This is a genomic window from Wolbachia endosymbiont of Diaphorina citri, assembly GCF_013096535.2.
In the GTDB taxonomy this organism is placed as follows: Bacteria; Pseudomonadota; Alphaproteobacteria; order Rickettsiales; family Anaplasmataceae; genus Wolbachia.
The window spans coordinates 1,262,703-1,287,262 of record NZ_CP051265.2 but is presented as its reverse complement, the minus strand read 5'-3'; the positions used below and the strand labels follow the sequence as shown (position 1 = coordinate 1,287,262).

The 24,560-nt window shown below is 35.6% G+C and carries 16 protein-coding genes, 1 tRNA gene and 5 pseudogenes; 11 read left to right on the top strand and 11 right to left on the bottom strand.

Annotated features, from left to right (window positions below; all coding sequences use genetic code 11):
• Window positions 1–14: 14 nt before the first annotated feature.
• The 3 genes from fumC to HGO49_RS06055 form a co-directional block, all read right to left on the bottom strand.
• On the bottom strand, window positions 15–1,403 hold the full coding sequence (fumC, locus tag HGO49_RS06065) for a class II fumarate hydratase (protein WP_017532669.1): 1,389 nt from the start codon (window positions 1,401–1,403) through the stop codon (window positions 15–17).
• A gap of 192 nt (window positions 1,404–1,595) precedes the next feature.
• On the bottom strand, window positions 1,596–2,909 hold the full coding sequence (locus HGO49_RS06060; protein WP_017532670.1) for an ankyrin repeat domain-containing protein: 1,314 nt from the start codon (window positions 2,907–2,909) through the stop codon (window positions 1,596–1,598).
• 311 nt (window positions 2,910–3,220) lie between these two features.
• Window positions 3,221–6,052 (bottom strand): PD-(D/E)XK nuclease family protein, encoded by a 2,832-nt coding sequence (locus tag HGO49_RS06055; protein ID WP_026092716.1) that lies wholly within the window; start codon window positions 6,050–6,052, stop codon window positions 3,221–3,223.
• A 107-nt stretch (window positions 6,053–6,159) separates the two neighbouring features.
• On the opposite strand from HGO49_RS06055, the gene HGO49_RS06050 reads away from it, so the two are divergent.
• The 6 genes from HGO49_RS06050 (at window position 6,160) to HGO49_RS06025 (ending at window position 14,879) form a co-directional block, all read left to right on the top strand.
• Window positions 6,160–9,249 carry a phosphoribosylformylglycinamidine synthase subunit PurL gene (locus tag HGO49_RS06050; RefSeq protein ID WP_017532672.1) on the top strand — a complete coding sequence of 1,030 codons (3,090 nt, stop codon included), beginning with the start codon at window positions 6,160–6,162 and terminating at the stop codon, window positions 9,247–9,249.
• Between the two features lie 281 nt (window positions 9,250–9,530).
• Window positions 9,531–9,839 carry a hypothetical protein gene (locus HGO49_RS07380; RefSeq protein ID WP_237398546.1) on the top strand — a complete coding sequence of 103 codons (309 nt, stop codon included), beginning with the start codon at window positions 9,531–9,533 and terminating at the stop codon, window positions 9,837–9,839.
• Window positions 9,840–10,093: 254 nt separating this feature from the next.
• A tRNA-Arg gene (locus HGO49_RS06040) sits at window positions 10,094–10,171 on the top strand.
• Window positions 10,172–10,253: 82 nt separating this feature from the next.
• Entirely contained in the window at window positions 10,254–11,372 is a 1,119-nt protein-coding gene (dnaJ, locus tag HGO49_RS06035; RefSeq protein ID WP_017532674.1) for a molecular chaperone DnaJ, read from the top strand.
• Between the two features lie 169 nt (window positions 11,373–11,541).
• Window positions 11,542–13,176 carry a ribonuclease J gene (locus tag HGO49_RS06030; RefSeq protein ID WP_017532675.1) on the top strand — a complete coding sequence of 545 codons (1,635 nt, stop codon included), beginning with the start codon at window positions 11,542–11,544 and terminating at the stop codon, window positions 13,174–13,176.
• A gap of 446 nt (window positions 13,177–13,622) precedes the next feature.
• The gene (locus HGO49_RS06025) at window positions 13,623–14,879 is read left to right on the top strand and encodes a Tol-Pal system protein TolB (protein ID WP_026092717.1); all 1,257 of its coding nucleotides are present in this window, start codon (window positions 13,623–13,625) and stop codon (window positions 14,877–14,879) included.
• Between the two features lie 38 nt (window positions 14,880–14,917).
• Here the strand turns inward: HGO49_RS06025 and gatC are convergent, their stop codons facing one another.
• The 5 genes and pseudogenes from gatC to HGO49_RS06000 all read right to left on the bottom strand — a co-directional run.
• Entirely contained in the window at window positions 14,918–15,271 is a 354-nt protein-coding gene (gene gatC / locus HGO49_RS06020) for an Asp-tRNA(Asn)/Glu-tRNA(Gln) amidotransferase subunit GatC (RefSeq protein WP_007302647.1), read from the bottom strand.
• Window positions 15,261–16,181 carry a ribose-phosphate diphosphokinase gene (locus tag HGO49_RS06015; protein WP_017532677.1) on the bottom strand — a complete coding sequence of 307 codons (921 nt, stop codon included), beginning with the start codon at window positions 16,179–16,181 and terminating at the stop codon, window positions 15,261–15,263. Before HGO49_RS06015 ends, gatC begins: the two co-directional genes overlap by 11 nt.
• A gap of 74 nt (window positions 16,182–16,255) precedes the next feature.
• Window positions 16,256–17,905: a recombinase family protein gene (locus tag HGO49_RS06010; RefSeq protein WP_083852060.1), complete on the bottom strand. Its 1,650-nt coding sequence runs from the start codon at window positions 17,903–17,905 to the stop codon at window positions 16,256–16,258.
• Window positions 17,814–18,089, bottom strand: coding sequence for a hypothetical protein (locus HGO49_RS06005; RefSeq protein ID WP_017532679.1), 276 nt, complete (start codon window positions 18,087–18,089; stop codon window positions 17,814–17,816). Before HGO49_RS06005 ends, HGO49_RS06010 begins: the two co-directional genes overlap by 92 nt.
• Window positions 18,090–18,195: 106 nt before the next feature.
• Window positions 18,196–18,498: pseudogene (locus HGO49_RS06000) on the bottom strand (ankyrin repeat domain-containing protein); the annotation flags it as partial.
• A 74-nt stretch (window positions 18,499–18,572) separates the two neighbouring features.
• Here HGO49_RS06000 and HGO49_RS05995 point away from each other — a divergent pair.
• From HGO49_RS05995 to HGO49_RS05980, 4 genes and pseudogenes are all read left to right on the top strand, one after another.
• Window positions 18,573–18,983 (top strand): annotated as a pseudogene (locus HGO49_RS05995) (helix-turn-helix domain-containing protein); the annotation flags it as partial.
• A 62-nt stretch (window positions 18,984–19,045) separates the two neighbouring features.
• Window positions 19,046–19,838 (top strand): IS5 family transposase gene (locus HGO49_RS05990; RefSeq protein ID WP_160142696.1). Its coding sequence is split into 2 segments (ribosomal slippage): window positions 19,046–19,309 and window positions 19,311–19,838, totalling 792 coding nucleotides; the frame shifts between segments, so codons are not numbered across the junction.
• Window positions 19,839–19,845: 7 nt separating this feature from the next.
• A pseudogene (locus tag HGO49_RS05985) lies at window positions 19,846–20,535 on the top strand (integrase core domain-containing protein); the annotation flags it as partial.
• A gap of 49 nt (window positions 20,536–20,584) precedes the next feature.
• A complete protein-coding gene (locus HGO49_RS05980; RefSeq protein ID WP_096616077.1) occupies window positions 20,585–21,673 on the top strand; it encodes an IS481 family transposase in 1,089 nt (362 codons plus the stop codon).
• A 90-nt stretch (window positions 21,674–21,763) separates the two neighbouring features.
• On the opposite strand, the pseudogene HGO49_RS05975 reads toward HGO49_RS05980, so the two are convergent.
• The 3 genes and pseudogenes from HGO49_RS05975 to HGO49_RS05965 all read right to left on the bottom strand — a co-directional run.
• Window positions 21,764–21,928, bottom strand: a pseudogene (locus HGO49_RS05975) (ankyrin repeat domain-containing protein); the annotation flags it as partial.
• 25 nt (window positions 21,929–21,953) lie between these two features.
• A complete protein-coding gene (locus HGO49_RS05970; RefSeq protein WP_172758361.1) occupies window positions 21,954–22,658 on the bottom strand; it encodes an ankyrin repeat domain-containing protein in 705 nt (234 codons plus the stop codon).
• A 168-nt stretch (window positions 22,659–22,826) separates the two neighbouring features.
• A pseudogene (locus HGO49_RS05965) lies at window positions 22,827–23,201 on the bottom strand (phage tail protein); the annotation flags it as partial.
• Between the two features lie 221 nt (window positions 23,202–23,422).
• Between HGO49_RS05965 and HGO49_RS05960 the strand changes: the two are divergent.
• Window positions 23,423–24,367, top strand: a complete 945-nt coding sequence (locus HGO49_RS05960) for an IS110 family RNA-guided transposase (RefSeq protein ID WP_017532282.1) — start codon at window positions 23,423–23,425, stop codon at window positions 24,365–24,367.
• The last annotated feature ends 193 nt before the right edge of the window (window positions 24,368–24,560 follow it).

The window sequence follows — 24,560 nt, the reverse complement described above, 5'->3', positions numbered from 1 at the left end:
AAAAAGGTGGTAGTTTAACCTACCATCTCCTCTGGTTTCACTATCCTTTCAAACTCCTCCTCAGTGAGCAGTTGAAGTTTTGCTGCTGCTTCTTTTAGAGTGATATTTTCTTTATAAGCAAGCTTCGCTATTTTTGCTGCATTGTCATATCCTATATGCGTATTTAATATAGTAACTAGCATTAACGACTGATTTAGTAAATCCTTTATTCTTTCTTCGTTTGCTTTAATATCAACTACACATTTCTCTGCAAAATTTAAACTTGCATCAGCTAAAAGTCTTATAGACTGCAAAACATTGTAAATTATCACCGGCTTAAACACGTTCAATTCAAAATGACCATTTGAGCCACCAATTGTCACGGCAACATGATTTCCCATAACTTGAGCACATACCATAGTCACTGCTTCGCATTGAGTTGGATTCACCTTACCCGGCATGATTGAAGAGCCAGGCTCATTTTCTGGTAACATTATTTCTCCAATTCCGCATCTTGGACCAGAACCAAGTAGCCTTATATCATTTGCAATTTTCATCAAGCTTACTGCTACTGTATTGAGTGCTCCACTGAGCTCAACTAAAGCATCATTTGCTGCTAGTGCTTCAAACTTATTTTTTGCTGAAATAAATGGAAAATTAGTGATTTTTGCCACTTCTTTAGCAAAATCCTCAGCAAAACCCTTTTTAGTATTGATTCCCGTGCCAACCGCGGTGCCACCTTGTGCAAGTTCATATACATTGCTTAGAGTTGACTTTACTCTCTCTATTCCCTTTTTAATCTGAACTGCATAGCCAGAAAATTCCTGCCCAAGTGTTAGAGGAGTTGCATCTTGCAGATGAGTACGCCCTACTTTTATTATATCTTTAAATTCATGAACCTTATTATTTAGCGCTTTATATAATTCTTCAAGATTGGGAATAAGCAAGCGGTTTATTTGCTCTGCTACTGCTATATGCATTGCTGTTGGAAAAGTGTCATTTGATGACTGACCACAGTTTACATGATCATTTGGATGCACTGGAGACTTACTACCTAAATCACCGCCCAAAATTTCTATTGCACGATTGCTGATCACTTCATTCACATTCATATTGGTCTGCGTTCCAGAACCGGTTTGCCAAACAACAAGCGGAAATTGATTATTAAATTTACCGTCTATTACCTCCTGTGCCGCTGTGCAGATTGCATCCCCTACTCTATTATCTATGCTACCCTGTTTCATGTTAACACGTGCTGCTGCAAGTTTTACTATTGCTAGCGCTTTAATCAGGGGCTCTGGCATTTTCTCTGTACCAATTTTGAAATTTTCCAAAGAACGCTGAGTCTGAGCTCCCCAGTAACGTTCACTTGGTACTTTTACTTCTCCTAAGCTATCTGATTCTATCCTAATTTTTTTATCCATATTTCCTCCTTCTAGTGCTTGACGTTACCTACATATATGAATTAATTAAATCAAATTGTATTTCAGTGTCAAGTTGAGACATTTTTAGTGAAGACCTTAGAAAATTTTCAAGCCATATCTTTTGCTTCTATTATTTTTTTATTGTTATTAAGGCAATCATGCAACCTTAAGCAATAAACCTACTTTCACTCTCTATAAGGCTATTCTACTTAGAGCTTGAATAGTGAAAACATCTTTAAGCGCAGAAGCTATACCTTTGTTTGCTTTCTCCTTTTTTACTTCTACAATCACATAACCCAACATTGCACCTAACGCTAGACTAACGGTCGCTGATGCTGCACAAACTGCAATCGCTGCCCCCGCAGAACATGATATTGTCATACCTGCAACATAACCTATTGTACCACTAACACCAATGCAGACGTATTTCTTCCGTAGCTCTTTTTGTATATAACCTTTCAGATATTCTTTTACATCTAAATGCCTGTTTCTAGTAGCATAATTCAGAGCAGTGTTCTCATAGTTATCTTTCACGTTAACATTTGCTTTTGCTGTTTCTATCAGGTACTTTACTACCTCTAAATAGCCACTTCCAGCAGCCCACATTAGAGCAGTTCTTCCATGATCATCTGCTGCATCAATATCCTCTTTCTGTTTTTCTATCAGGTATCTTACTGTTTCTAATTGACCACTTTTAGCAGCTGAAAATAATCCTGCATGATTGTTAATCATTTGTGCAAATGATAATGTTTTTAGTTTAGAGGGTTGTAACTCTTTAGTATTAAAGTTTAATTGTGCTGGAACAATTTCTATCTCAAATTCTACATGTTCTCTTGTGAAACGATCAAGTAGCCTTTTTACCTGATCAATTGTTTTAATTCCTACCTCATAATACCGCGATAAAGAATTGATTATTTCCCTGTTGTTAAGAAAAAATATCACTAGTTCTATTTTACCTGTTAAATCTTTAGCATAGATTGAGTATTCTATATTTAATCTATCTTGTGAAACATTTTGTACTGTCTCACTCTCTTTCCAAGTTCTTACCTGGTCATCAATGCCCTTACTTACAAGAAAATTATATAATTCACTATCTTCTTCCTTCATTTTATTGAGCTCATCCTTACAGTCATACCAATAAGATGATAATTCTGGTATCTGAGTAGGATGAGGCAAGCGAGGCATTGACATATTAAGATTAGCTATTAAGTGACACCTAATTAGAAGCTTTGCTGACTCCGTATGGCCATTTACAATAGCATATGTTAGGGCAGGGAATTGACCTTTACGTTTCACATTTAAATCAGCTCCATTTGCTATTAGAAGTTGTACTACCTCAAGATGACCATGGACAGCAGCATGAATTAGAGCAGTTGTGTTTCCCGGAGATTCTGCATTAACATTTGCTCCCTCTTCTATCAAGTATTGTACTATCTCTAATTGACCATTTCTGGAAGCCCATATTAAAGCAGTTCTCCCATAATCATCATCTATTGTATTAATCATTGCTCCACCCTGTATGGCTTGCTGAACAAAACCTAGCTCACGTTTTTAGCAGCATCAATTAGCTGCGCATTTAGCTGTTTTTGTGATGGCATATACCCCTCCTAAAATAAATATACAATTTAAAGCTATTTTAGCCACTATTCAAGTTTTAATGGCTAAAATTGATTGAATCACTTTTAAGTGTTTTTTTATGGTTGTTTGAGTCTAGCAAAGATGAGTCTATATCATAATCTAGTAATTCTCCTACTGCACTTAGTGAACCAGTTGTACAAAATGATCACCTATTTTTATAGGGACACGACTACCAGAGTTTATAACCACTCCCCTATCCTTTCTAGTTGTTTATAGCTGTTAAATCTCAGGAATTGATCAAAATAAGGAGAGGCAATGAAGGGTGTGGTATTACTTAAATAATGAGACAAAAAACCAGGTAGATCATTTTTGAACTCTTGCATCTTGTATCTATAATTTTGTATAGAAATAACTTTTATTTTATCATAATCAAGTTTCCAATAAGCAAGTTCTGAAACTTCCTTTTTTGTTATATATTCTACCGCTAAGCCTTGTAAAATCAATTGCGGAAAAAACCCTGACATAACTTCCTCATTCGAAGGCGGTGAACCAAGTTTATAGTCTATAATTGCTACTTGCCCACCTGGTAGATACTCAACTCTATCACATCTTGCTGTCAATAAAATTTCTTCTGTCATTCGAGTATCTGACCAGCTCTTATTACACAATTGTCTGGTGTGTTCATTTGCAATCAAATTTTCTGGATCCAAGTAGTCAAGCACTGGGATGACACCCTTATTCTTAGTGGAAGTTGTACAGCATCCGCGCAGTTGTGTGTCACGCGCTGGAATATGAAATATCGGATAGGAAAAGCTCTTCTCCAACTCAACTTGATTGTTTCCAGTCCTATCAAACTCAACAAAAGATTGAATTATCCTCTGCAACCTTATCCACCACATATTTGAAAAGCGGAATCGACTAGACGAGAATGTTTCTCGTGCAATACTCATCAGCGACTTTTCGTTGCGTAAATATCTTGCAAGAATGTTGTGTACCATAGTGCCAAATTCCAATATTGATGGCTTAAAATTCAAGTCTCTTAATTGTTTAAGGCCTAGTATATATTCAACGTAAAATGAATAAGGATTACGAATTAGCTTTTCTATTGCACTGCAAGACATCACTTGCATTTTTGCTTGCCTAATTTCAGTTTGAGGTTTTGGCATAGGCTGAGTACATGGAACAATGAACTCAGGTGTATTTAATATTCTTAGCCAATCGCGGTAAGGATATTTTGTTCTTTGTAACAGAATCTCCCAACGGTGTAATAGAATTGATTTTCTATCACTGATTAGCCTCGTAATATAAACCTTGCCGGCACCAAATAAATTGCGCAAAGTATACAAAAAGTACCCTTGCTCTTCTTGCACAGAAGGAAGGTTAAATTTTTCTCTATTCAGTGCACTCAAAAACGGATTCTGAAAATTTGGTATATCATTAAATCCAGCAAGTATTACAACTTTATTTTGATATAAGCTAAATTTATCAAAGTTATTTTCTGGAGAAAAAAACTTCCTTTTTAAAAATAATACCAGAATTTGACTATATAACTCTAAGGAACACTCAATTGCTATACCGTCACATGCATTTAAGAAATCGCGAGTAAAATTACCTATTTCACCATTTAGCTCTAGAAAATTCACATTAGAAAGCACATTAACACACTGTAAATGAGCTGCTACTATAGCAGAAATAGGATGATTTATAAGATTAAGTAAAAGATTAAATATAACTTCTAATCTACTGATAATAATTAATATATCTTCTTTATATCTTAGCTTTTTACAAGTACTAATAGCGTTGATAATATCCTTAAGACCATTTATATCAAAGCTACGCAATACTTCTATCTCAAACTCAGATAAAATACGAGTGTACTCTTCTTGAGCGTAACCAAAAGTCACTAGCCTATGTTTAAGAAGAGAAAGCAATGCCACACCGTTCCATTTTGAGTTCAAAATCTCAATACTATAAAGCAGAAGCGTCACATAAGAATAGTTTTCCGATATGGGGCACGCCATACGAACTGCAAGTAATTTATCAAAAACAAACAAAGAAACGTTTTCATAACCTTCATTCTCTATAATTAGTGACGTCACCTGTGCTTCTTCCTCTCTGGAATCACAAGTGATGACTTCAATATTGCCAATATATCCATTACTAACTTTACTTAGATCGGCAGTTGTATCAAAGACATAATCTAGCTCAGAACTGCCTGTCATCCCAGCCCTCTGATTTTTAGTGTACGAACATTGTAATTTGCAGGTAATTTGAGTAGTAGATGATGTCATCCCAGTGCTTGACACTGGAGAACACGCTTCTGGCAGAAAACTTACATCCTCTCTGCCTATACTTAAATAATCGAGCAGATCTTTCAGGCAATATTGATAATGTTTTTTATCAAGTGATTGCCAATCTTTCTCTTTAATTTTCAAATTCAGATTAGGTAAAATTATCTTTCCAAATGGCAGGTCGTATACAGCTTTAATCAACGACTTATAAATCTCCTCCTTCCCAATTCCAATAAAGATCATATGCTGATCTTTCTGCAGGGAGGCTATCATATTGTTTATGTAGTCACTCTTATGCTTTAGTATATCTACTACTCCTAAATTTTTTAAAGTGTTACTCCAAGTTTTGATAAGTAAGTTTATGAAATTCTCTATTTTCTTCGAATGCTCATCAAGCTGATAACAATCCGCTATTTGGGTATATTGAAGTAATGACGGCAAACTGTAAACTAGATCGATTGGAAAACTATCATTGTGTTTTTTATTCCACTCCAATATGAATTGAATGAGTAGCAGCGTTCTCTTTGTCGGGTTAATAACTTTAACTCTATCAAGATTTAATATTAAATCTTCTTCATCAATATTCTCTAGTGAAACTATCTCTGGCAAAATTATAGTTCTGTAATTCTTGAATGCACTCAACAATGCTATCACATCCCTCTTGCAGGGAAGTATGATCTTTATTTTAGGAATTTCTCTTCTTTCATATTCAGAAAATATGTGTTGAACCAATACATTGAAAAAGGACTCATCCACGTTAACGGTAAAAACTCTTCCCACTAACAGTAACAATTAATACAATATCTTATTATATAGAAATCACTCAAAATATAAATGTGCTCACAGTTTCTTATGCTATGATATATTAAAGTCTTTCACAATATTACATGGCAAACATCAGAATAGAAGTTTTTAATAAATGTGAACAAGTTGGCCGCAGAAGGATAGTTAATGTTTACTTGATTTACATAAGCAAAGAATTACCATCAAAATTACATGAAGAAATTTGTGGGCTATTTTATAATAAAGTCATACAAGACTGCCGTTATTATTCCTACAATGAAAACCTTGAAGAAGTTCAATATAACTTCATAGAACCACAAGCAAAGTGGGGCTTGGAGATAAGCTTTCTGCCTGGCATGACCGATAACGTAGGCAACACGGCAAAACAAATTGTTAGAGAATATCTAATGAGCAAAGGCCACATTGATGAAAGTGTTTCTATCAAGGCAAGAAGTTCAAAATTGATTCTAAGTCAAGGAGGTTTTCCAACCGAAGATGACATAAAACAGGAATTCAATCCTATTACTGAATATTGCACACTTGTCTATAAAGAAAACGGCAATTGCCATTGGAAGTATTACAGTAAACCAAATACCCCACCTGGTGTCATTACAGCGCGTGACCAGGAAAAAAAAGAATGGATTCCAGTGTCAAACACTGGGATGACACCAGGTAATAATGGAGCAAAATCTGTCAAACTCAATGTAAGTGACCAAGAGCTTGAAAAAATCAGCAGAGATGGAATCGATGGTAATGGCACTTTAGGGCTCTCGCTGGCAGCAATAAAAGCTATAAAGGATTACTTTAAAAAACTCGGTAGAAATCCATATGATATTGAACTTGAGTCTCTGGCACAGACTTGGTCTGAACATTGTAAACACAATATTTTTTGCTCCCCTATTGATGAAATAAAAGATGGTCTATATGCTCATTATATTAAGCGTGCAACGCGTGAGATAAATTCTAACATATGCGCGTCAGTTTTCTCCGACAACGCAGGAGGAATAATTTTTGATGACGATTACTTGATTGTAGATAAAGTTGAAACTCACAATAGTCCTTCAGCTCTCGATCCGTTCGGTGGAGCAATGACTGGAGTGCTTGGAGTTAATCGAGATATAGTCGGTTTTGGCAAAGGTGCAGAACCTATCATGAATACTTATTACTTTTGCTTTGCCAAAGAATCAAAAGGCAAACTTTATAGAGATAAAGAGCGCACTGATGAGATCTTACCGCCAAAATATATAATGAAAGAAGTGATTCACGGTGTTAATGTTGCTGGTAATTGCTCCGGTATTCCAACGCAACTTGGATCGGTATACTTTGACGATAGATTTTGTGGAAAGCCGTTAGTCTTTGTTGGCAGTGTCGGAATTATTCCGCGCAGTATAAATAATGTACCTTCACACATCAAAGGGCCTAAAAACGGCGATAAAATCGTAATTATTGGTGGAAGAGTTGGAAGAGATGGAATTCACGGTGCAACTTTTTCTTCAGAGGCATTGTCGGGAAACAGCCCTTCAACAATTGTGCAAATTGGTGACCCTATAACACAAAAAAAATTATCCAACGCCGTCGTAGAAGCAAGAGATCTTGGTCTTTATAACGCAATAACAGATAATGGAGCAGGCGGTCTATCATCGTCCATTGGTGAAATGGGAAAAGACGGATTTGAAGTTGATTTGAGCAAGGTTCTCATTAAAAACGATGGTATGGCTCCGTGGGAAATATGGATATCAGAATCACAAGAGAGAATGACCTTAGCAGTGCCAGAAGAAAATCTTCCTGCGTTTAAGCAAATCATGAAAACACATGATGTGGAGGTCTGTGTAATTGGAGAATTCAACAAAAGTGGCAAAGCCGTTGTTAAATGTCCCCCAGAGGCAGCAATAATGGACATCGAAACTGAATTTCTGCATGACGGTAATCCCAAAGTGCATTTACAGACGAAACCGTGGTCTAAGAAGTCTGCTGTATACTTTCCTGTCATGCAAGTAGCTGACACTGGAATCCAGCAGGTAAAGCCTGCAAACATTTTACGCCAAAATTCATCTAATGGTGGAATTGAATGTGAAATGGATTCCAGTTTGCATGACACCCTTTGCGTGTCAGCTACTTGCATGACATCAAGCCAAGAAACTGAACTAAAAGAAATGCTGAGCAGACCAAACATTTGCAGCAAAGAGTTCATAGTGGTACAATATGATCATGAGGTTCAAGGGTCGTCAGTGCTGAAACCACTGCAGGGCAAGGGAAGAGTGTGCAGTGAAGCTATTGTTTCAAGACCAATCCTTTCTTCAAATAAAGGTGTTGTAAAATCGCAAGGATTTGGCTCAAGTTATGGAGAAATTGACACTTATCACATGGCAGCATGTGCGATTGACACTGCCATACGCAACTACGTAGCTGCAGGAGGAAATATAAATCATCTAGCGTTGCTCGATAATTTTTGCTGGTGCGATGCTTATAATCCAGAAAGGTTGTGGCAACTAAAGAGAGCTGCAGAGGCTTGTTACGACTTTGCAACTGCATTTAAAACGCCATTCATATCCGGAAAAGACAGTATGTTCAATGACTTCAAGGGATATGACGAAAATGGCGAGAAAGTGATGATATCTGCACCACCTTCATTACTCATTTCAGCAATTGGGGTTATAGACAATATTGAAAATGCGGTATCGCTTGATGTAAAAATGCCGGAGGACTTGATATATGTGCTTGGTACAACCCACGATGAGCTTGGTAGATCTGAATATCAGTTATATAGTGGAATAGATAATAACAACGTGCCAAAAGTTGATGCAAAGAGCGCTAGAAAGTTGTATGAATGTTACAACCAGGCAATAAAAGATGACATAATTGTCTCTGCAATTGCACCAAACTTAGGCGGCTTAATTATTGCTCTGGCAAAATCGCTAATTGCAGGAGACCTTGGTGCTGAAATTGATCTTTCACTAGTACCAATAGGAAAAAAACAAAATACAGACATAATAAACAAGATAATAATGTTTTCTGAATCGCAAAGTAGAATATTAGTAACCATTGCCCCGCAAAATCAGCGGAAGTTTGAAGAATTGTTTAAAGGTATAGTTTTTTCATGTATTGGAAAAGTGACAGAGGAGAAAGCTCTCAATATAAAGGATACTATAAGAATAGATTTGAAAGACTTAGGTACTAGTTTAAATAACTTTTGATTACGCTAGACAAATTTTTCATTATGTGTAATGTCTGATTACAATAAATGCATGTTATTAAACTTGGGTAGGTGATTATGTCCATTTTATCAATACTCTTGCTTATCAGTTTTTCTTTACTTAACACTTCAAATAAATTAATGATATGTGCTGCCTTATTTGTGGGAGCTACTTTAGTTGTAAACTCAATGGTTGAGTTTTATGGTAGAAGCAAAGCTACTTACAGCTTAATAGTGTGTACAGTGATATGCTGTCTTTTTAAATTGCAAAATTTTAGTTTTATGATACTGGTTCTATATACTGCAATTTTAATCTCTCTTCTCTCAAGCATAGTTGTTTTTGAAGAATTAAAGTCGAAATTGAATTTTCATATGGCAAATTTCATCGCTTTAATTATAGCATCAGTCATTGATAGTACGATTATTTGTGTTGGACTACTATACAAAATTTCTGCAGGTAAATGCTTATCAATATATATTAAAGATTTAATTTTCAAGTTTTCCTATGCATCGATATTGAGTATCTGCTTGTTTGTAGGAATGTATTTATTCTCCTTGGCAAGCAAGAAGTATTTTAAGGTTTCTGCATAACCTGCCTTCTGATATAGCCAAAATAGTTTATACAACCGTCATTCCGCTATTTGTTAGCAGCTTGGCAGTATAATGTGAAAAGCTCTTATTCGGATAGCGGTTCTAAAATCACAGTAATCGGAAATTGTTAATTTAAGTTATTCTTTAAGAGAGCTGGTACAATTTCTTACAGGTTTCATACATGATAAGAGTTTTATTTTTAGCCAAAACAATTGAAATAAGCTATAAAATCTGTTAAAGTCAACTTTGTGCAAGCACCCTTAGCTCAGTTGGATTAGAGCATTTGACTACGGATCAAAAGGTCGGGCGTTCAAGTCGCTCAGGGTGCACCATATTTTATAGGAAATAGAGGTCATGCTTGAAATTCATATGTGTAATACCTATCTTTAAAGGTAAAATACTGAGCTATTATATATGAACAAAAAAGACTATTATGATCTGCTAGAAGTGAGCAGAAATGCTAGTACTGACGAGATAAAAAAAGCATATAAAAAACTAGCATTAAAATATCATCCTGACAGAAATCCTGGTAATAAGGAAGCAGAGGAAAAATTTAAAGAAGTAACAGCTGCATATGAAGTTCTATCTGACTCTGAAAAAAGAGCAGGTTATGATCGTTATGGTCACGATGGTGCTTCCGGTGGATTTGATTTCAGCCAAGCTGGAGGGGATTTTAGCGATATATTTAACGATTTTTTTGGTGGAGGATTCGGCGGCAGTACAAGTAGGTCAAGAACAAAAAGAAGTACAACAGGAGTATCTGGAGCAGATCTGCGCTACGACCTTAAAATTACCTTAGAAGATGCATTTAAAGGAATACAAGCACCTATACATTATGTGACAAATATAAAATGTAATACATGCCAAGGCACAGGTAGCGAAGGAGCAATCAAACCAGTTCAGTGCAACACATGCCAGGGAAGCGGTAGAATTAGAACTCAACAGGGCTTTTTTACCATTGAAAGAACGTGTACTACATGCTATGGGGAAGGAGAAATAATACAAAATAAATGTAAGAAATGCGGTGGAAGTGGGCGTAAAAGAGATGAAGTAAATATCTCCGTTTCAATTCCAAAAGGCATAGAAGAAGGAGCTAAGGTAAGGGTCAGTGGTAAAGGAGAAGCTGGAGCAAGAGGTGGAAAAAGCGGAGATTTATACGTATGTGTGAAAATAGCTACTCATCAGATCTTCACTCGCAATAGAGCAGATTTACACTGTAAAGTACCTATAAGAATGACATTAGCAGTACTTGGCGGTGAAATTGATGTCCAATCAATTGATGGAGCTAAAATAAAAGTAAAGGTCCCTGAAGGCACTCAAACTGGTACCAAACTACGTTGTAGGGAAAAGGGTATGCCATATATGAACTCACATGCTCGTGGTGATTTATACGTACAGGTAATAGTTGAGACTTTAAATCCAAAGAATTTAACCCAAAAGCAGATTGAGCTATTAAAAGCGCTTGAGGAAGAGGAACATGAAAGTGTAGAGCAGAAATCTGAAGGATTCTTTGGAAAAGTAAAAAAAAAATGAGAAATTTGCTAAATGATATAAAGAGGTAGCTGTCTACACTTAATTCTTTTTACCAATTTGAAAGCCTTCTCTTTTAGTGAAAAGATTTTTTTAAGTTATGCAAAAGTGATAAATTCCTTTATTTAAGGTCGAAGTTTTGCTATCCTCGCATTTTAATAATTTAAAATTAATGAACATAAACAAAAATGAGTTTTTATTTCTTCCTCTTGGAGGAGTAGGAAGAATTGGGATGAACGTTAGCCTATATCATTATCAAGGCAAGTGGATTATGATCGACCTTGGTATCGGTTTTGCAGATGAAACTATGCCAGGTGTTGAGCTACTCATTGCTGATGTAGATTTTATTGCTCAAAGAAAAAAAGATTTGCTTGGAATAATAATTACACATGCACATGAAGATCACTGTGGTGCAGTGCCTCATCTGTGGGAAGATTTGCAATGTCCCATATATACAACAAAGTTTACAGTTAATTTTCTCAAGGAGAAACTAAAGGAGTTTCGATTGGAAGGTGTGGTACCTGTGAAAGAGGTAGACATAAATGGCAGAATAAATTTGGGTCCTTTTACCGTTGAGTTTATAAATGTAACTCACTCAATTCCTGAGGCAAATTCAATATTAATTAGCACTGAAGCAGGTAGTGCACTTCATACTGGGGACTGGAAATTTGATCCAAAACCTGTTGTTGGATTAATTTCTAATATAGAGCGTTTAAAAGAAATTGGCGATAAAGGTGATCTACTTGCAGCAATTTGTGATTCAACAAACATACTGAGCAAACACGACCCTGAATCAGAAAGTGAAATTTATGATAATATTTACAATATAATAAAGCGGTCTAAAAAATTGATTGCTGTATCGCTATTTGCCTCAAATGTGGCGCGAATTGAGACTATCGCTAAAGCTGCACAAGCACTAAATAGAAAAGTGATTTTACTTGGCAGATCTTTATGGAGAATAGTGAAAGTTGCTCAGGATAGTGGTTATTTAACTGATTCTCCTGAGTTTCTAGAAGCAAAGGAGGCAGTAAATTTTCCAAGGGAAAAGCTGGTGCTACTTTGCACAGGTTGTCAAGGTGAGCCACTGGCAGCAACCTCAAGGCTTGCTAATAAGAGTCATCAAGCATTTAAAATGCAGCAAGGTGATACCATGATCTTTTCATCAAAAATCATTCCTGGCAATGAAACTCGTGCACATAACATGCTCAATGCCTTTATTGAGATGGGAGTGGAAGTTATTACTGAAAAAACAGAGAATGTTCATGCTTCCGGACATCCAGTAAAAGCAGAGCTAAGGGAAATGTATTCTTTGATAAAACCTAAGATAGCTATTCCAGTTCATGGTGAGTATATTCATACGGATGCACATGTAAAGTTCGCTAAAGAGTGCGGTGTGAAAAAAGCAATAATGATTGCACCAGGTGATATTGTTAATTTGGAGAATGGAGAAAAAGTTAGTTCAATTGATGTTGACTACTTTGGTATTGATGGTACGTTGCTACGCCATCCAGAATGCAGCGTTATAAAGATGCGTGAGAGAATGAGAGATGCTGGGGTTATTGTAGTAACAGCAATTGTGAATAAGAAAAACAAATTGCTCGCTAAGCCAAAAGTATTTGCACCTGGTGTTTTCGAAGCGCAAGAAGATGCAGCCATTATTCAAAAGATCATAGAGAAGGTTGAGTCAGCATTTAGTCCACAACCGATAAAAAAAATAAGAAATAAGATTGAAAGTTCAATATTTAGTATCTTAAAAGAATATTTACTAAAAAGACCTATAATTGAAGTCCAAATAGAACAGGTATAGAAATACACCTCTTTTTATTAACCATTATTTGAGTAAGAAGTTAACAATGTATTCTTTGATGTTATTTCAGCATGAAATACTGGAATCCGTAAAAAAAAATCAGTGTCAGATAACACAACTATACAAACATTGTGATTTGAATCTACCAGAAGGGTGCCATCTCAACGCCCAGGCAAACATTGTAGTTTTAGAGCAATCTCCACCAGTAGAGTGTCATCCCAGTGCTCTGACACTGGAATCCAGTTTTTCATGCAACCTTGTCAAAGACGTTTATTTTAGAATAAAACAGCTACTTTTATGCTTGCCACCTCAGTGCACTTACTTGCAGTCAAATTTCTGGATTCCAGTGTCAAGTACTGCAGAAATTGATTTACTCTACTGTCATGCAGTTTAACTTCAAAAGTAAGCTATTTGCTGAGATGACAGGAGGTAATGCAAGAAATCTAATGAAGCTATTCGTTCAACTGGTGTTATTTATTTCGTTATTTATTCCTTATTCCACAAAAGCTGTTTTATATGTTGATATAAAAAAAAGCAATATTGGTAATATTGATCTTGTTGTATCTAAATGTGCATGCAAGACAGAAGTGGAAAGTGAGCTAAGTGAAAGCATCACAAAAGTAATTGAAACAAATCTATCTAATTGTGGCTTATTTAATGTGAAACGTGACGCGAAAGTTGAGTCTTGGAAAAGCGATACTGTAGTCACAGTAAGTTTAAGTGAAGTATCAAACAGAAATTTAGAGCTATCTTTTCGTTTATCTGACAGCTTTACAAACAGAGAATTGCTTACTCAGTCGGTTGTTTTTCTAGCAAAAGACTGGAGGAAAATTAGTCATCTTGTTTCAGATCTGATACATGATAGATTGATTGGTGAGAAAGGGCATTTCAATACAAAAATTACATATATCGCTGAAGAAAAAGATAGCAATTACAAATCCGTCCGTAAAATTGCTGTGATGAATCAAGATGGAAGTAATATAAAGTACTTAACAAATGGTGAGAAATTTGTGTCAACACCAAGATTTTCACCAAATGGAAAGGGTATTGTTTATATCTCATACACAAATGGTAAAAGTTATATAATATTAAAAAATTTAAAAGATAACACTGAATCAATAATCAGCGCATTTGAAGGAGTTATTTCTGCACCAAGATTTTCTCCTGATGGTAAATCTCTTTTTATTTCCCACTCATTGAGTGGTGAAACAAATATATTATCTCTAGACTTAAACAGTAAACGAACAAAAAAAATTACTAAAGGTTCAGCTATAAGTACTTCTCCCTCTTTGTCTCCAGATCAAAAGTACATGGTTTTTAGTTCTGATATAAGTGGAAGTCAGCAACTATATATCATAGATTTCACTAAAAAAAGCAAAAAACCCAAGAGAATTAGTTTTGGAAATGGAAGATATGCTACACCTGTTTGGTCGCCAAAAGGAGATCTGATAGCTTTTACAAAAATTCAGTCAGGAAAATTTTACATAGGAGTTATGAAGCCAGATGGCAAAGAAGAGCGCTTGCTTTCAGAGGGACATAAAATTGAATCTCCGGCATGGCTACCAAATGGCAGAGAAATTATCTTTACTAACGCAGAATCACCAAGCAACTCTAAATTATATTTAGTAGATTTAGTAAAGAAAAATCAAAAAATGGTTTTTACTCCAACGAATGCTTCTTTACCAGATTGGTCTTATTTTTGAAAGTAGATCTATAAAATCGGTATAAATCTTGCTTTATCTTAATCGTTTATAACCTTCGGTACTACGAAATACCCATGCTCCGATTTTGTATTGGATAATATTTCTTCTTTAATGTTTTGAGAATTTATAATATCATCGCGTACATGAATATCCTTATCTATAGTTCCATAACGCATAGGAGAAACACCTTCAGTATTAACTTTCAACAAAGTATCATGTATCCAATCCAGCATTGTCAGTTCTTTTGAGTAGTATTGAATCTCATCATCGGATAACTTAATCCTCACAAGCTGTGCAGTTTTAAGCATTTCTTCTTTAGTAATTGTTATTTTTCTCTTATTTGCAAATTCTATTAACGAAGTGATAACATCTTCTGTTGATCTAGCTGGCACTTTTACCTCCTTGCATAAAGCAAATTAAAATATTTGCAATTGAAACAACCTCTATCTTATCATTTTTTTCGAATTTGTGAAATATGGTGTCCGTAATTACTAATTTATCCAAAGAAGAGGAAGAGATTTTCTCAACTGCATTTCCTGAAAGTATTCCATGTGTAATACACGAAACTACAGACTTTGCTCCTCGGTCTTTTAAAGCAAGGGCTGCATTACATAATGTTCCGCCAGAGTCAACTATATCATCAACAATGACACAATTTTTGTTTGCAACTTCTCCGATTACATTCATTACCTGAGATGTACCTGCTTTTTCTCTATATTTATCTACTATAATAATAGTATTATCCAACTTGTGTTTTTCCTCTAAAATCTTTGCAAAAGCACGAGCTCTGCCAATTGCTCCAACATCAGGCGCAACTATTGCCAAATTCTCCTTGTATATAGAGTTAACAAATACTTCAAAACAGCTTAAATTAGTAACTGGTATATCAAAAAAACCTTCAATTTGACTTGAATGCAAATCAATAGCAGCAACGCTATTTGCACCTGCAGTTTGAATAAGATTTGCAACTAATTTAGCACTTAAAGCAGATTGCATATTATTGTTTTTAATAACCCTATCCTGCCTACTGTATCCGTAATAAGGAATAATAGCCGTTATTCTCTTGGCTCCTGACCTCTTTGCTGCATCAATTGTAAGCAAAAGCTCCATAAGGTTATCATTTACAGGAGAAGAAAGAGATTGTACTACGTATACTTCTTGATTATGCAGATTATTTGCTACTTCTACATTTACCTCACCATCGGCAAATCTTGATACCTGAGTAGGTAATAGCTGAGCATTTAGCCCACTTGCTATTGAATCTCCTAATCGTTTACTAGCGCTACCTATTATTACCTTCATATATACCAATTAAGTTTTGAAAATTATACAGAAACCATGGAATGATTAAAACTTTATTCTTGCCGTCAAGTAGCTCATAGAAAAGAAAAAGTTACTCGAAACATTTCACTAATTTCCTTATCATGACGTCCAGTACAATGTTGCAAATTAAAAATCTCTCCACCCTGTGCTGGTTCTTCGATTCTAAACGCCACTTCTACCTGGTCATAACCAATTTGAATTCGTTCTACTAATGCTTTAATGATGCCACGCTTAGTTTGCCAATCTAGCTGTTCCAAATTAGATTTTACACTGGAATAAAGACTCTTTATACTGTTGATGATAAGGTTCATTCCCTTCTCTATTGCTTTTTGATCAGCTACCTTTTTCTTCTCTTCTTCTATCCCTCTTAAGCGTTCCCTCATTCTTTTCATCGTCTGTTTAAATTCTTCCTTACTTATATATCCTTTATCTCCTACATTTTCTTGACTATAATAGTCTTCCATTAACTTTTCGATGCCTTGTTTTATTTGATTTTCCCTTCTTGCAAACTTCTTATCTGATGATTCATCATTTTTATTTTCTGCAATTCTACGGTGATACTCATTTTTTATTATCTCTGGGTTTTTTAGTAAATTTTTCACCTTTTCCCATATAGCTGTTTCTAACATATCTGTACGGACCAATTTATTAGTACACTTCTCCCTACCATCAGTAATACGTATAGTACTACTACAGCGATAATAGCTAAACTTCTTTCCCTCAACTCCACATTGTGCACCACTATACGCATATCCACAGTTTTGACACACAACTAGACCTTGTAATAGATATTTCTTTTTTCCTCCCTCTCTCTGTATCCTTGCTCTTTTTCTATTTTCATCCAGTTGCTTTTGTACTTTATTAAATAACCCTTCATCAACTATTTTTGGTACTGGTATATAAATCCAGCTGTCCTCATCTGTGCGACAGATAGAAACCTTTTGTTTATTTCTTTCTCTTCTTTCAACCCTCTTTAATTTACCAAACGCTGCTTGTCCTTTATATGCTGGATTTCTTAATAACTTCCAAATTATTATTGGACACCACACCTTCTTTCCAGTTCTTGTTCTAATTGACTTATCTCTTAGTCTACGTACCACTTCCCTTATACTTATTCTCTCTTGCCCTACCCACATGAACATCTGCTTTACTATTTTTGCTTCCTCTTCATTTATTTCAAACTTTGTCTTTTCTCTATCTACATGCTTTATACGATTATAACCAAAAGGTGCAATGCCAATTACACTTACACAGCCTTTTTTTGCTCTATGGAGTTTTCCCCTACGACTACGTTCCATAATCTTTGTACACTCATATTCTGCCACTAATCCTTGCATTCCTAATAACAATTTAGACTCTGGATTATTTTCAGTCTTATGATTTAAGAATATTACTTCTACTCCTGCTTTTTCAAATTCATCAAGTAATATCATTTGATGTGCAGATTTTCTTGATAGTCGGTCAGGTGAATGAATATAAATTTTATCAATTTGATCTTCTCCTACTTTATCACGTAATGCATCTAAACCTTCACGTTCTAAACTCCACCCACTAAGCCCATCATCCTTAAATTCATACTCATTCAATAACTCATGCTTATCTGCAGCAATTCTATGCTTGAGCTCGGCAATTTGACTCTCTATTGTATTGTTCTGCGCTTGACTCTTCGATGAAACTCTTGCATATAAGGCCACTGTTATCATTTTTCTTTATCTCCTTTTCATTGTTTCTTTTTACCGCATACCTTAGTAACAGCTCATAGGCGTCTGCTAGATGTTGTTCCGCTAATTCATCTGGCTCGTATCGGCAAGTTAATGTTCTTTTTCTCATAGTTTCTCCTGCAAATGTTTTTGTAGTGCAAGGAGCCTTACCACTCCTTTTTTCCATCAATCCATTTACTCTTATGAAAAAGACCAACTTTTATCAGCTACAGCCTTCAAATTTGGTCTAGCCCTTCCTTTGCCAACTGCTGTTGCGCTTTCTGATACGACTCTTATTTTTTTAACAAACTTTCCATTTTCTCTGTTTCTTTCTTTAATACCTCGGCTATTTCTTTGCTATTTTTCGCATAATCCATCGCTGTTATTCCAAATTTATCTGCTTGCTCTATTTCAGCCCCTGCTTTTACTAGCTCCTCCACTATTTCTTTTTCTCCGACCATACATGCAAGATGCAGCGGAGTGCATTTATTGCCATACTCTTCAGCATTTACATTCCCTCCTGATTTTATCAATTCTCTAACTGTTTCTAGACGTTTCTCCGTTATCGCTAGATGCAGTGCTGTATGTCCTCTTACATGTATTAAACAAGACTTGATCTGACACTTTAAAAAAGTAAGTTATAAAATAATAAAAGAAAGGAGTGTTAGAAATGAGTACGATACAAACAAAAATACTAAAGCCGAAACTAGGATTGCTAGAGCTAGCAAAACAGCTTGGAAATGTGTCTCAAGCATGCAAGGTTATGGGATATTCAAGGGATACATTTTATAGATTCAAAGAACTATATGAAAATGGAGGAGAAGAAGCGCTGCATGAGATAAGCAAGAAAAAACCACTTATGGCAAACAGAGTCTCTGAAGACATGGAAAGAGCTGTAGTTAATATTGCAACAGAATTTCCTGCATATGGACAACAAAGAGCTGCAAATGAACTGAGAAAAAGGGGCATAATAATCTCTGAAGGTGGAGTGAGATCTGTATGGCTGAGAAATGACCTTGAGACCTTCAAAAAAAGACTGAGGGCTCTTGAGGCAAAAGTTATGCAAGATGGAATAATTCTAAGAACCTGTACGTGATCTCAAAAAAGGGATAGAATGAGAGGATAAAGTATATAAAGTAGGATATGCGAAATTTATATCCAAGTGATATAAGTCGAGAAAAGTTTGAGATTATTGTAGCAGATCTGGAGTCTTGCAGGAAGAGAACAAAGCCAAGAACACTTGATTTATATGATGTATTTTGTGGAGTATTATACGTCTTAAAAAGTGGCTGCCAGTGGAGAATGTTACCAAAAGAGTTTCCAAAATGGCGGAATTGTTACGACTATTTTAAGAAGTGGAGTGAAAAAGCAGATGCAAATAAAGAAAGTGTTCTGGAGCTGGTATTAAAAAAAAATAGTTGGCGTGGTCCGACAAAACAATGGTCGGAAAGAAAAAACCAGCTTCTGCATAATTGATGCACAAAGTGTAAAAAATGCAGATACTGCTGAAGAAAAAGGCTATGATGCAGGCAAAAAGGTTTCAGGAATAAAACGCCATATTGCGGTAGATACGCAAGGTTTACCCCACGCAATTTATATAACAACGGCAGAAATAACTGATCGTAGTAGCGCTGTGAGAATGGTTAAAAATGCTAAAGAAAACCTATCTGAAGTTAAAAATATACTAGTTGATGCTGGCTACACAGGAGAAAATTTTGCAACACAAATAAAAGCAACTATTGGCGCTACCGTTGAAGTAATAAAGCGAAACGAATTACACACCTTTGTCGTATTGCCGAAAAGATGGGTTGTTGAGAGATCTTTTGCTTGGTTGCAAAAATATAGGCGATTGTGGAAAAATTGCGAGCGGAAACTCAACACTAGCCTGCAAATGGTCGTTCTTGCTTTCGCTGCTTTGCTTCTGAAAAGATTATGAACAGGCTCTAACAGAGGAGCAACTTGCGGCTTTAGAAAAAGTTAAAGAACAAAGGGAAGCACATGGTGAAATTGAAACAGAGCATCCAGGTTATTTAGGTTCTCAAGATACTTATTATGTAGGCAACATCAAGGGTATAGGAAGAATCTATCAGCAAACTTTTATTGATACTTATTCGAGAGTGGCTTTTGCTAAGCTTTATACAGATAAAACTGCTATTACCGCTGCTGACTTGCTGAATGATAGAGTAATACCATTTTTTGATGTACAAAGCGTGCCATTATTGCGCATTTTGACCGATAGAGGTACAGAATATTGTGGCAAACCAGAGAATCACGCTTATCAGTTATACTTAGGAATCGAAAATATTGATCACTCAAGAACTAAAGCCAATTCTCCGCAAACTAATGGCATATGCGAGAGATTCCATAAGACTATGCAAGATGAGTGTTACAATATTATTTTTCGCAAGAAAATCTACAATTCTTTGGAAGATCTGCAGATAGATGTTGATCATTGGTTGCGTTCTTATAATGAGACAAGGCCTCATTCAGGCAAATATTGCTATGGCAAAACGCCTACTCAGACTTTTCTTAATAGCAAACACATTGCTTTTCAGAAAAATATTAGTAGCATGAAACAAGAGACTGATATTAGTTTTAACTACCTCAATTGTATTAAACAAGACTTGATCTGACACTTTAAAAAAGTAAGTTATAAAATAATAAAAGAAAGGAGTGTTAGAAATGAGTACGATACAAACAAAAATACTAAAGCCGAAACTAGGATTGCTAGAGCTAGCAAAACAGCTTGGAAATGTGTCTCAAGCATGCAAGGTTATGGGATATTCAAGGGATACATTTTATAGATTCAAAGAACTATATGAAAATGGAGGAGAAGAAGCGCTGCATGAGATAAGCAAGAAAAAACCACTTATGGCAAACAGAGTCTCTGAAGACATGGAAAGAGCTGTAGTTAATATTGCAACAGAATTTCCTGCATATGGACAACAAAGAGCTGCAAATGAACTGAGAAAAAGGGGCATAATAATCTCTGAAGGTGGAGTGAGATCTGTATGGCTGAGAAATGACCTTGAGACCTTCAAAAAAAGACTGAGGGCTCTTGAGGCAAAAGTTATGCAAGATGGAATAATTCTAACAGAGGAGCAACTTGCGGCTTTAGAAAAAGTTAAAGAACAAAGGGAAGCACATGGTGAAATTGAAACAGAGCATCCAGGTTATTTAGGTTCTCAAGATACTTATTATGTAGGCAACATCAAGGGTATAGGAAGAATCTATCAGCAAACTTTTATTGATACTTATTCGAGAGTGGCTTTTGCTAAGCTTTATACAGATAAAACTGCTATTACCGCTGCTGACTTGCTGAATGATAGAGTAATACCATTTTTTGATGTACAAAGCGTGCCATTATTGCGCATTTTGACCGATAGAGGTACAGAATATTGTGGCAAACCAGAGAATCACGCTTATCAGTTATACTTAGGAATCGAAAATATTGATCACTCAAGAACTAAAGCCAATTCTCCGCAAACTAATGGCATATGCGAGAGATTCCATAAGACTATGCAAGATGAGTGTTACAATATTATTTTTCGCAAGAAAATCTACAATTCTTTGGAAGATCTGCAGATAGATGTTGATCATTGGTTGCGTTCTTATAATGAGACAAGGCCTCATTCAGGCAAATATTGCTATGGCAAAACGCCTACTCAGACTTTTCTTAATAGCAAACACATTGCTTTTCAGAAAAATATTAGTAGCATGAAACAAGAGACTGATATTAGTTTTAACTACCTCAATTCTTCTGTCAGTTAATTCATCCCTGTCAGATTAAGTTGTGTCTAGTACACCTCAATTCTTCTGTCAGTTAATTCATCCCTGTCAGATTAAGTTGTGTCTAGTACATCTTACATCTGCTGCATTCACATCTACTCCTTTTTCGATTAATAACCTCACTGTTTTTACCTCTACTGCATAATGTAGAGCTGTTCTTCCTTTTTCGTCTCTTTCATAAATATTTTTAAACGAGTTCTCTAATAGTGACTTATCTTTTTTACCCAGCTTTACCATAACTTACCCCACCTTTTCTTTAAACCTAAGCCTTCCTTTTTACCACCTCATCTATCATTGCATTCACTTGGCTGATTATCTTGCTTGCTAAATTTTGACATTCTTTCTTTATTAGCGATTTGTCTCTCTTCCTTATTTCTCCTATCTCTATTATTTTTAGCTCCGGCATGTAGCTTCCATTCAACATGTCTGCTATTTCTCCCACTAGCCCCTCTATTCCATAGCACGTCAGTTCTCTACTTTTTGTTATTCCTCCTTTTTCTCTCAAAAATTTACTCGCCTTTTCACTCTCTTTGCTATCACATAGACGATACTTTTCACTTTCCCAGATGTAATACATTGGCGTTGCGCCGTACTTATTCAGTTGATTAACTTCAGCTCCAGCCTTTACCAGCTCTTTTATTATTTCAACTCCTGCTCCTCCCATCTTGCACGCAGAGTGGAGTGGCGTACATCCAGTGACATATTGAGTGGCATTTACTTCTGCTCCCGACCTTAGCAGCACTTTTACATTTTCTAAACTCTTTGCGAATACTGCACAGTGTAGAGGTGTATAACCATTTTTATCTCTTGCATTTACCTCTGCTCCTTTTTTTATTAATAATCTCACTGTTTTGTAATCAGAGATTTCTACTGCTTGATGCAAGATCGTCTCTCCTTCTTCATTTCTTTTATTAATGTCTTTAAATCCGTTACTTGATACTTCTTTAAAAAACTTGCTAAAACTCATTTCATACCTCACAAAATTAGCTTTTCTAGCACCAGACAAATTTCTTATATTTACCTGCTGCTATTCAAGTCATGTCCTTTTTAGCATGAGAAAGCAAGTCTTTTTCTTTTTATTTCATACACTTTTACCTATTATTAATATAATATATGAGTATCTAAATATAAGTACTTAACTTATTAGAGATATTATTCGACTATCTTTCCAACTTCTGTGCAAATGTCGATGTTCATGCCACTTCAGTACTCCCAGGTAAAATACTAAAATGTGCTTTTCTAATTCGTGTATTGAGTCTTTTTGCTCTGAATCCAAATCATTTTTATAGTAAACGTTGTGTTCTGCTAAAACATATTTTCTGACCTTCTGATCTGTATAATTTTCTACTTTATAGTTGTGAGTAACGCTAAATCTTTCTAAAATTGGCTTGTGTTTTAAATTCCAATATTGCCCTGAAAGTTTATCGCTTCCCAATACAAATTTATTTCCTCTTTCTTCTACGCTACTAACTGGAAAGCACGTATTTATGTCTCCTAAATCCCAACTATTGTAAGTTAAAAATATGATATAAAGGAGATAAGAGGGAAGATAACCCTACTCACTATAGGAATAGAGTTATCACGGGCGTGTGCGACCGACCAACTGTTGGTATTATAACCGTTCGGATCAAGGTACACTAGCCCATCTCTCGATACGTTTGAATAGTTGCATGGGACATATGTATGCACCCGTTTACAATCTTAAATTAATTAAAACTAATCGAGGTTATTATGATTACATCTTATCAAAATTTTATTGGCATTGATATCGGAAAATTTAAAAATGTTGTTGCAGTTCACAAACAGAAGAATGCTGTCGAATTCGACAATGATACTGCTGGCTGGCAACAATTGTTTCAAGATTTTTCAAATATCTTACCTAATTCTTTAGTAACTCTGGAAAACACTGGAAAATATGAGCTTGGCTTAGCACATTTTCTTGTTGATAAAGATATTGCTGTACATCGAGCTAATACTCGCAAAGTAAAAAGCTTTGTTCTATCTCATGGAACTTTAGCAAAGTCTGATCAATCAGATGCAAGAGCCCTTGCTCAGTATGGGTTTGAACGCTATAGTACTCTATCTCTATTTGCACCTATGTCAAAAGAACAAACAACCTTAGTTGCACTTTGTCAACGTCGTGATGACATTACAAAAATGAGAGCTCAAGAGAAATCTAGGCTTGCAGCACCTGAAAACGACCATATAAAAGAAAGCTGTCAGAAAACTATTGAATTCTTTAATAGCCAGATAGATGAGCTCAACAATACCATACAAAAAATTATTGATGAGAATCCAGAGTTACAAAAGCGCCAAAAAATCCTTAAAACAGTTCCAGGAATAGGTGCAAAATTATCTCAAGATTTTCTGTGTCTAATGCCAGAACTTGGTTATGTAAGTAGGGGAGAAATTGCAAGTCTTGCTGGAGTTGCACCTCATCCGAAAGAAAGTGGTAAAACTATTGGTTATCGCAGAATAAGTGGTGGCAGAAGCAACGTTCGTGAAAAGCTTTTTACAGCTGCGATGTCTGCTTCAAGGTCTAAGTCTGCGCTTGGTGGCTTCTATTCAAGGCTTGTTGGTAAAGGTAAAAAGAAGATGGTGGCTATGACAGCTCTAATGCGTAAAATCATAGTAATTGCCAATGCGAGGCTTAAAGAAGCAGTCAATGTGAATTAAAAAAATCTGCATAGAAAATAGGTTAACGAATATGTGGATAAATACGTCTACACACATTTAAAGTATTTATCCACATATTCGTTAACCATAAGATCTAAGCAGTAACTGTTGTTTGATACAAAATTTTTCTATGATTAAGTTAGGGTTTTTATTGTCAAAAATGCACTTTTTACTCGAATAAAAAACAAAATTA

What these genes read in the sequence shown, in the direction of transcription:
- fumC (WP_017532669.1), bottom strand. Translation starts at nt 1,403, where the DNA reads ATGGATAAAAAAATTAGGATAGAATCAGATAGCTTAGGAGAAGTAAAA.
- HGO49_RS06060 (WP_017532670.1), bottom strand. Translation starts at nt 2,909, where the DNA reads ATGATTAATACAATAGATGATGATTATGGGAGAACTGCTTTAATATGG.
- HGO49_RS06050 (WP_017532672.1), top strand. Translation starts at nt 6,160, where the DNA reads ATGGCAAACATCAGAATAGAAGTTTTTAATAAATGTGAACAAGTTGGC.
- HGO49_RS07380 (WP_237398546.1), top strand. Translation starts at nt 9,531, where the DNA reads ATGATACTGGTTCTATATACTGCAATTTTAATCTCTCTTCTCTCAAGC.
- dnaJ (WP_017532674.1), top strand. Translation starts at nt 10,254, where the DNA reads ATGAACAAAAAAGACTATTATGATCTGCTAGAAGTGAGCAGAAATGCT.
- HGO49_RS06030 (WP_017532675.1), top strand. Translation starts at nt 11,542, where the DNA reads ATGAACATAAACAAAAATGAGTTTTTATTTCTTCCTCTTGGAGGAGTA.
- HGO49_RS06025 (WP_026092717.1), top strand. Translation starts at nt 13,623, where the DNA reads ATGAAGCTATTCGTTCAACTGGTGTTATTTATTTCGTTATTTATTCCT.
- HGO49_RS06015 (WP_017532677.1), bottom strand. Translation starts at nt 16,181, where the DNA reads ATGAAGGTAATAATAGGTAGCGCTAGTAAACGATTAGGAGATTCAATA.
- HGO49_RS06010 (WP_083852060.1), bottom strand. Translation starts at nt 17,905, where the DNA reads ATGATAACAGTGGCCTTATATGCAAGAGTTTCATCGAAGAGTCAAGCG.
- HGO49_RS06005 (WP_017532679.1), bottom strand. Translation starts at nt 18,089, where the DNA reads ATGGAAAAAAGGAGTGGTAAGGCTCCTTGCACTACAAAAACATTTGCA.
- HGO49_RS05980 (WP_096616077.1), top strand. Translation starts at nt 20,585, where the DNA reads ATGAGTACGATACAAACAAAAATACTAAAGCCGAAACTAGGATTGCTA.
- HGO49_RS05970 (WP_172758361.1), bottom strand. Translation starts at nt 22,658, where the DNA reads ATGAGTTTTAGCAAGTTTTTTAAAGAAGTATCAAGTAACGGATTTAAA.
- HGO49_RS05960 (WP_017532282.1), top strand. Translation starts at nt 23,423, where the DNA reads ATGATTACATCTTATCAAAATTTTATTGGCATTGATATCGGAAAATTT.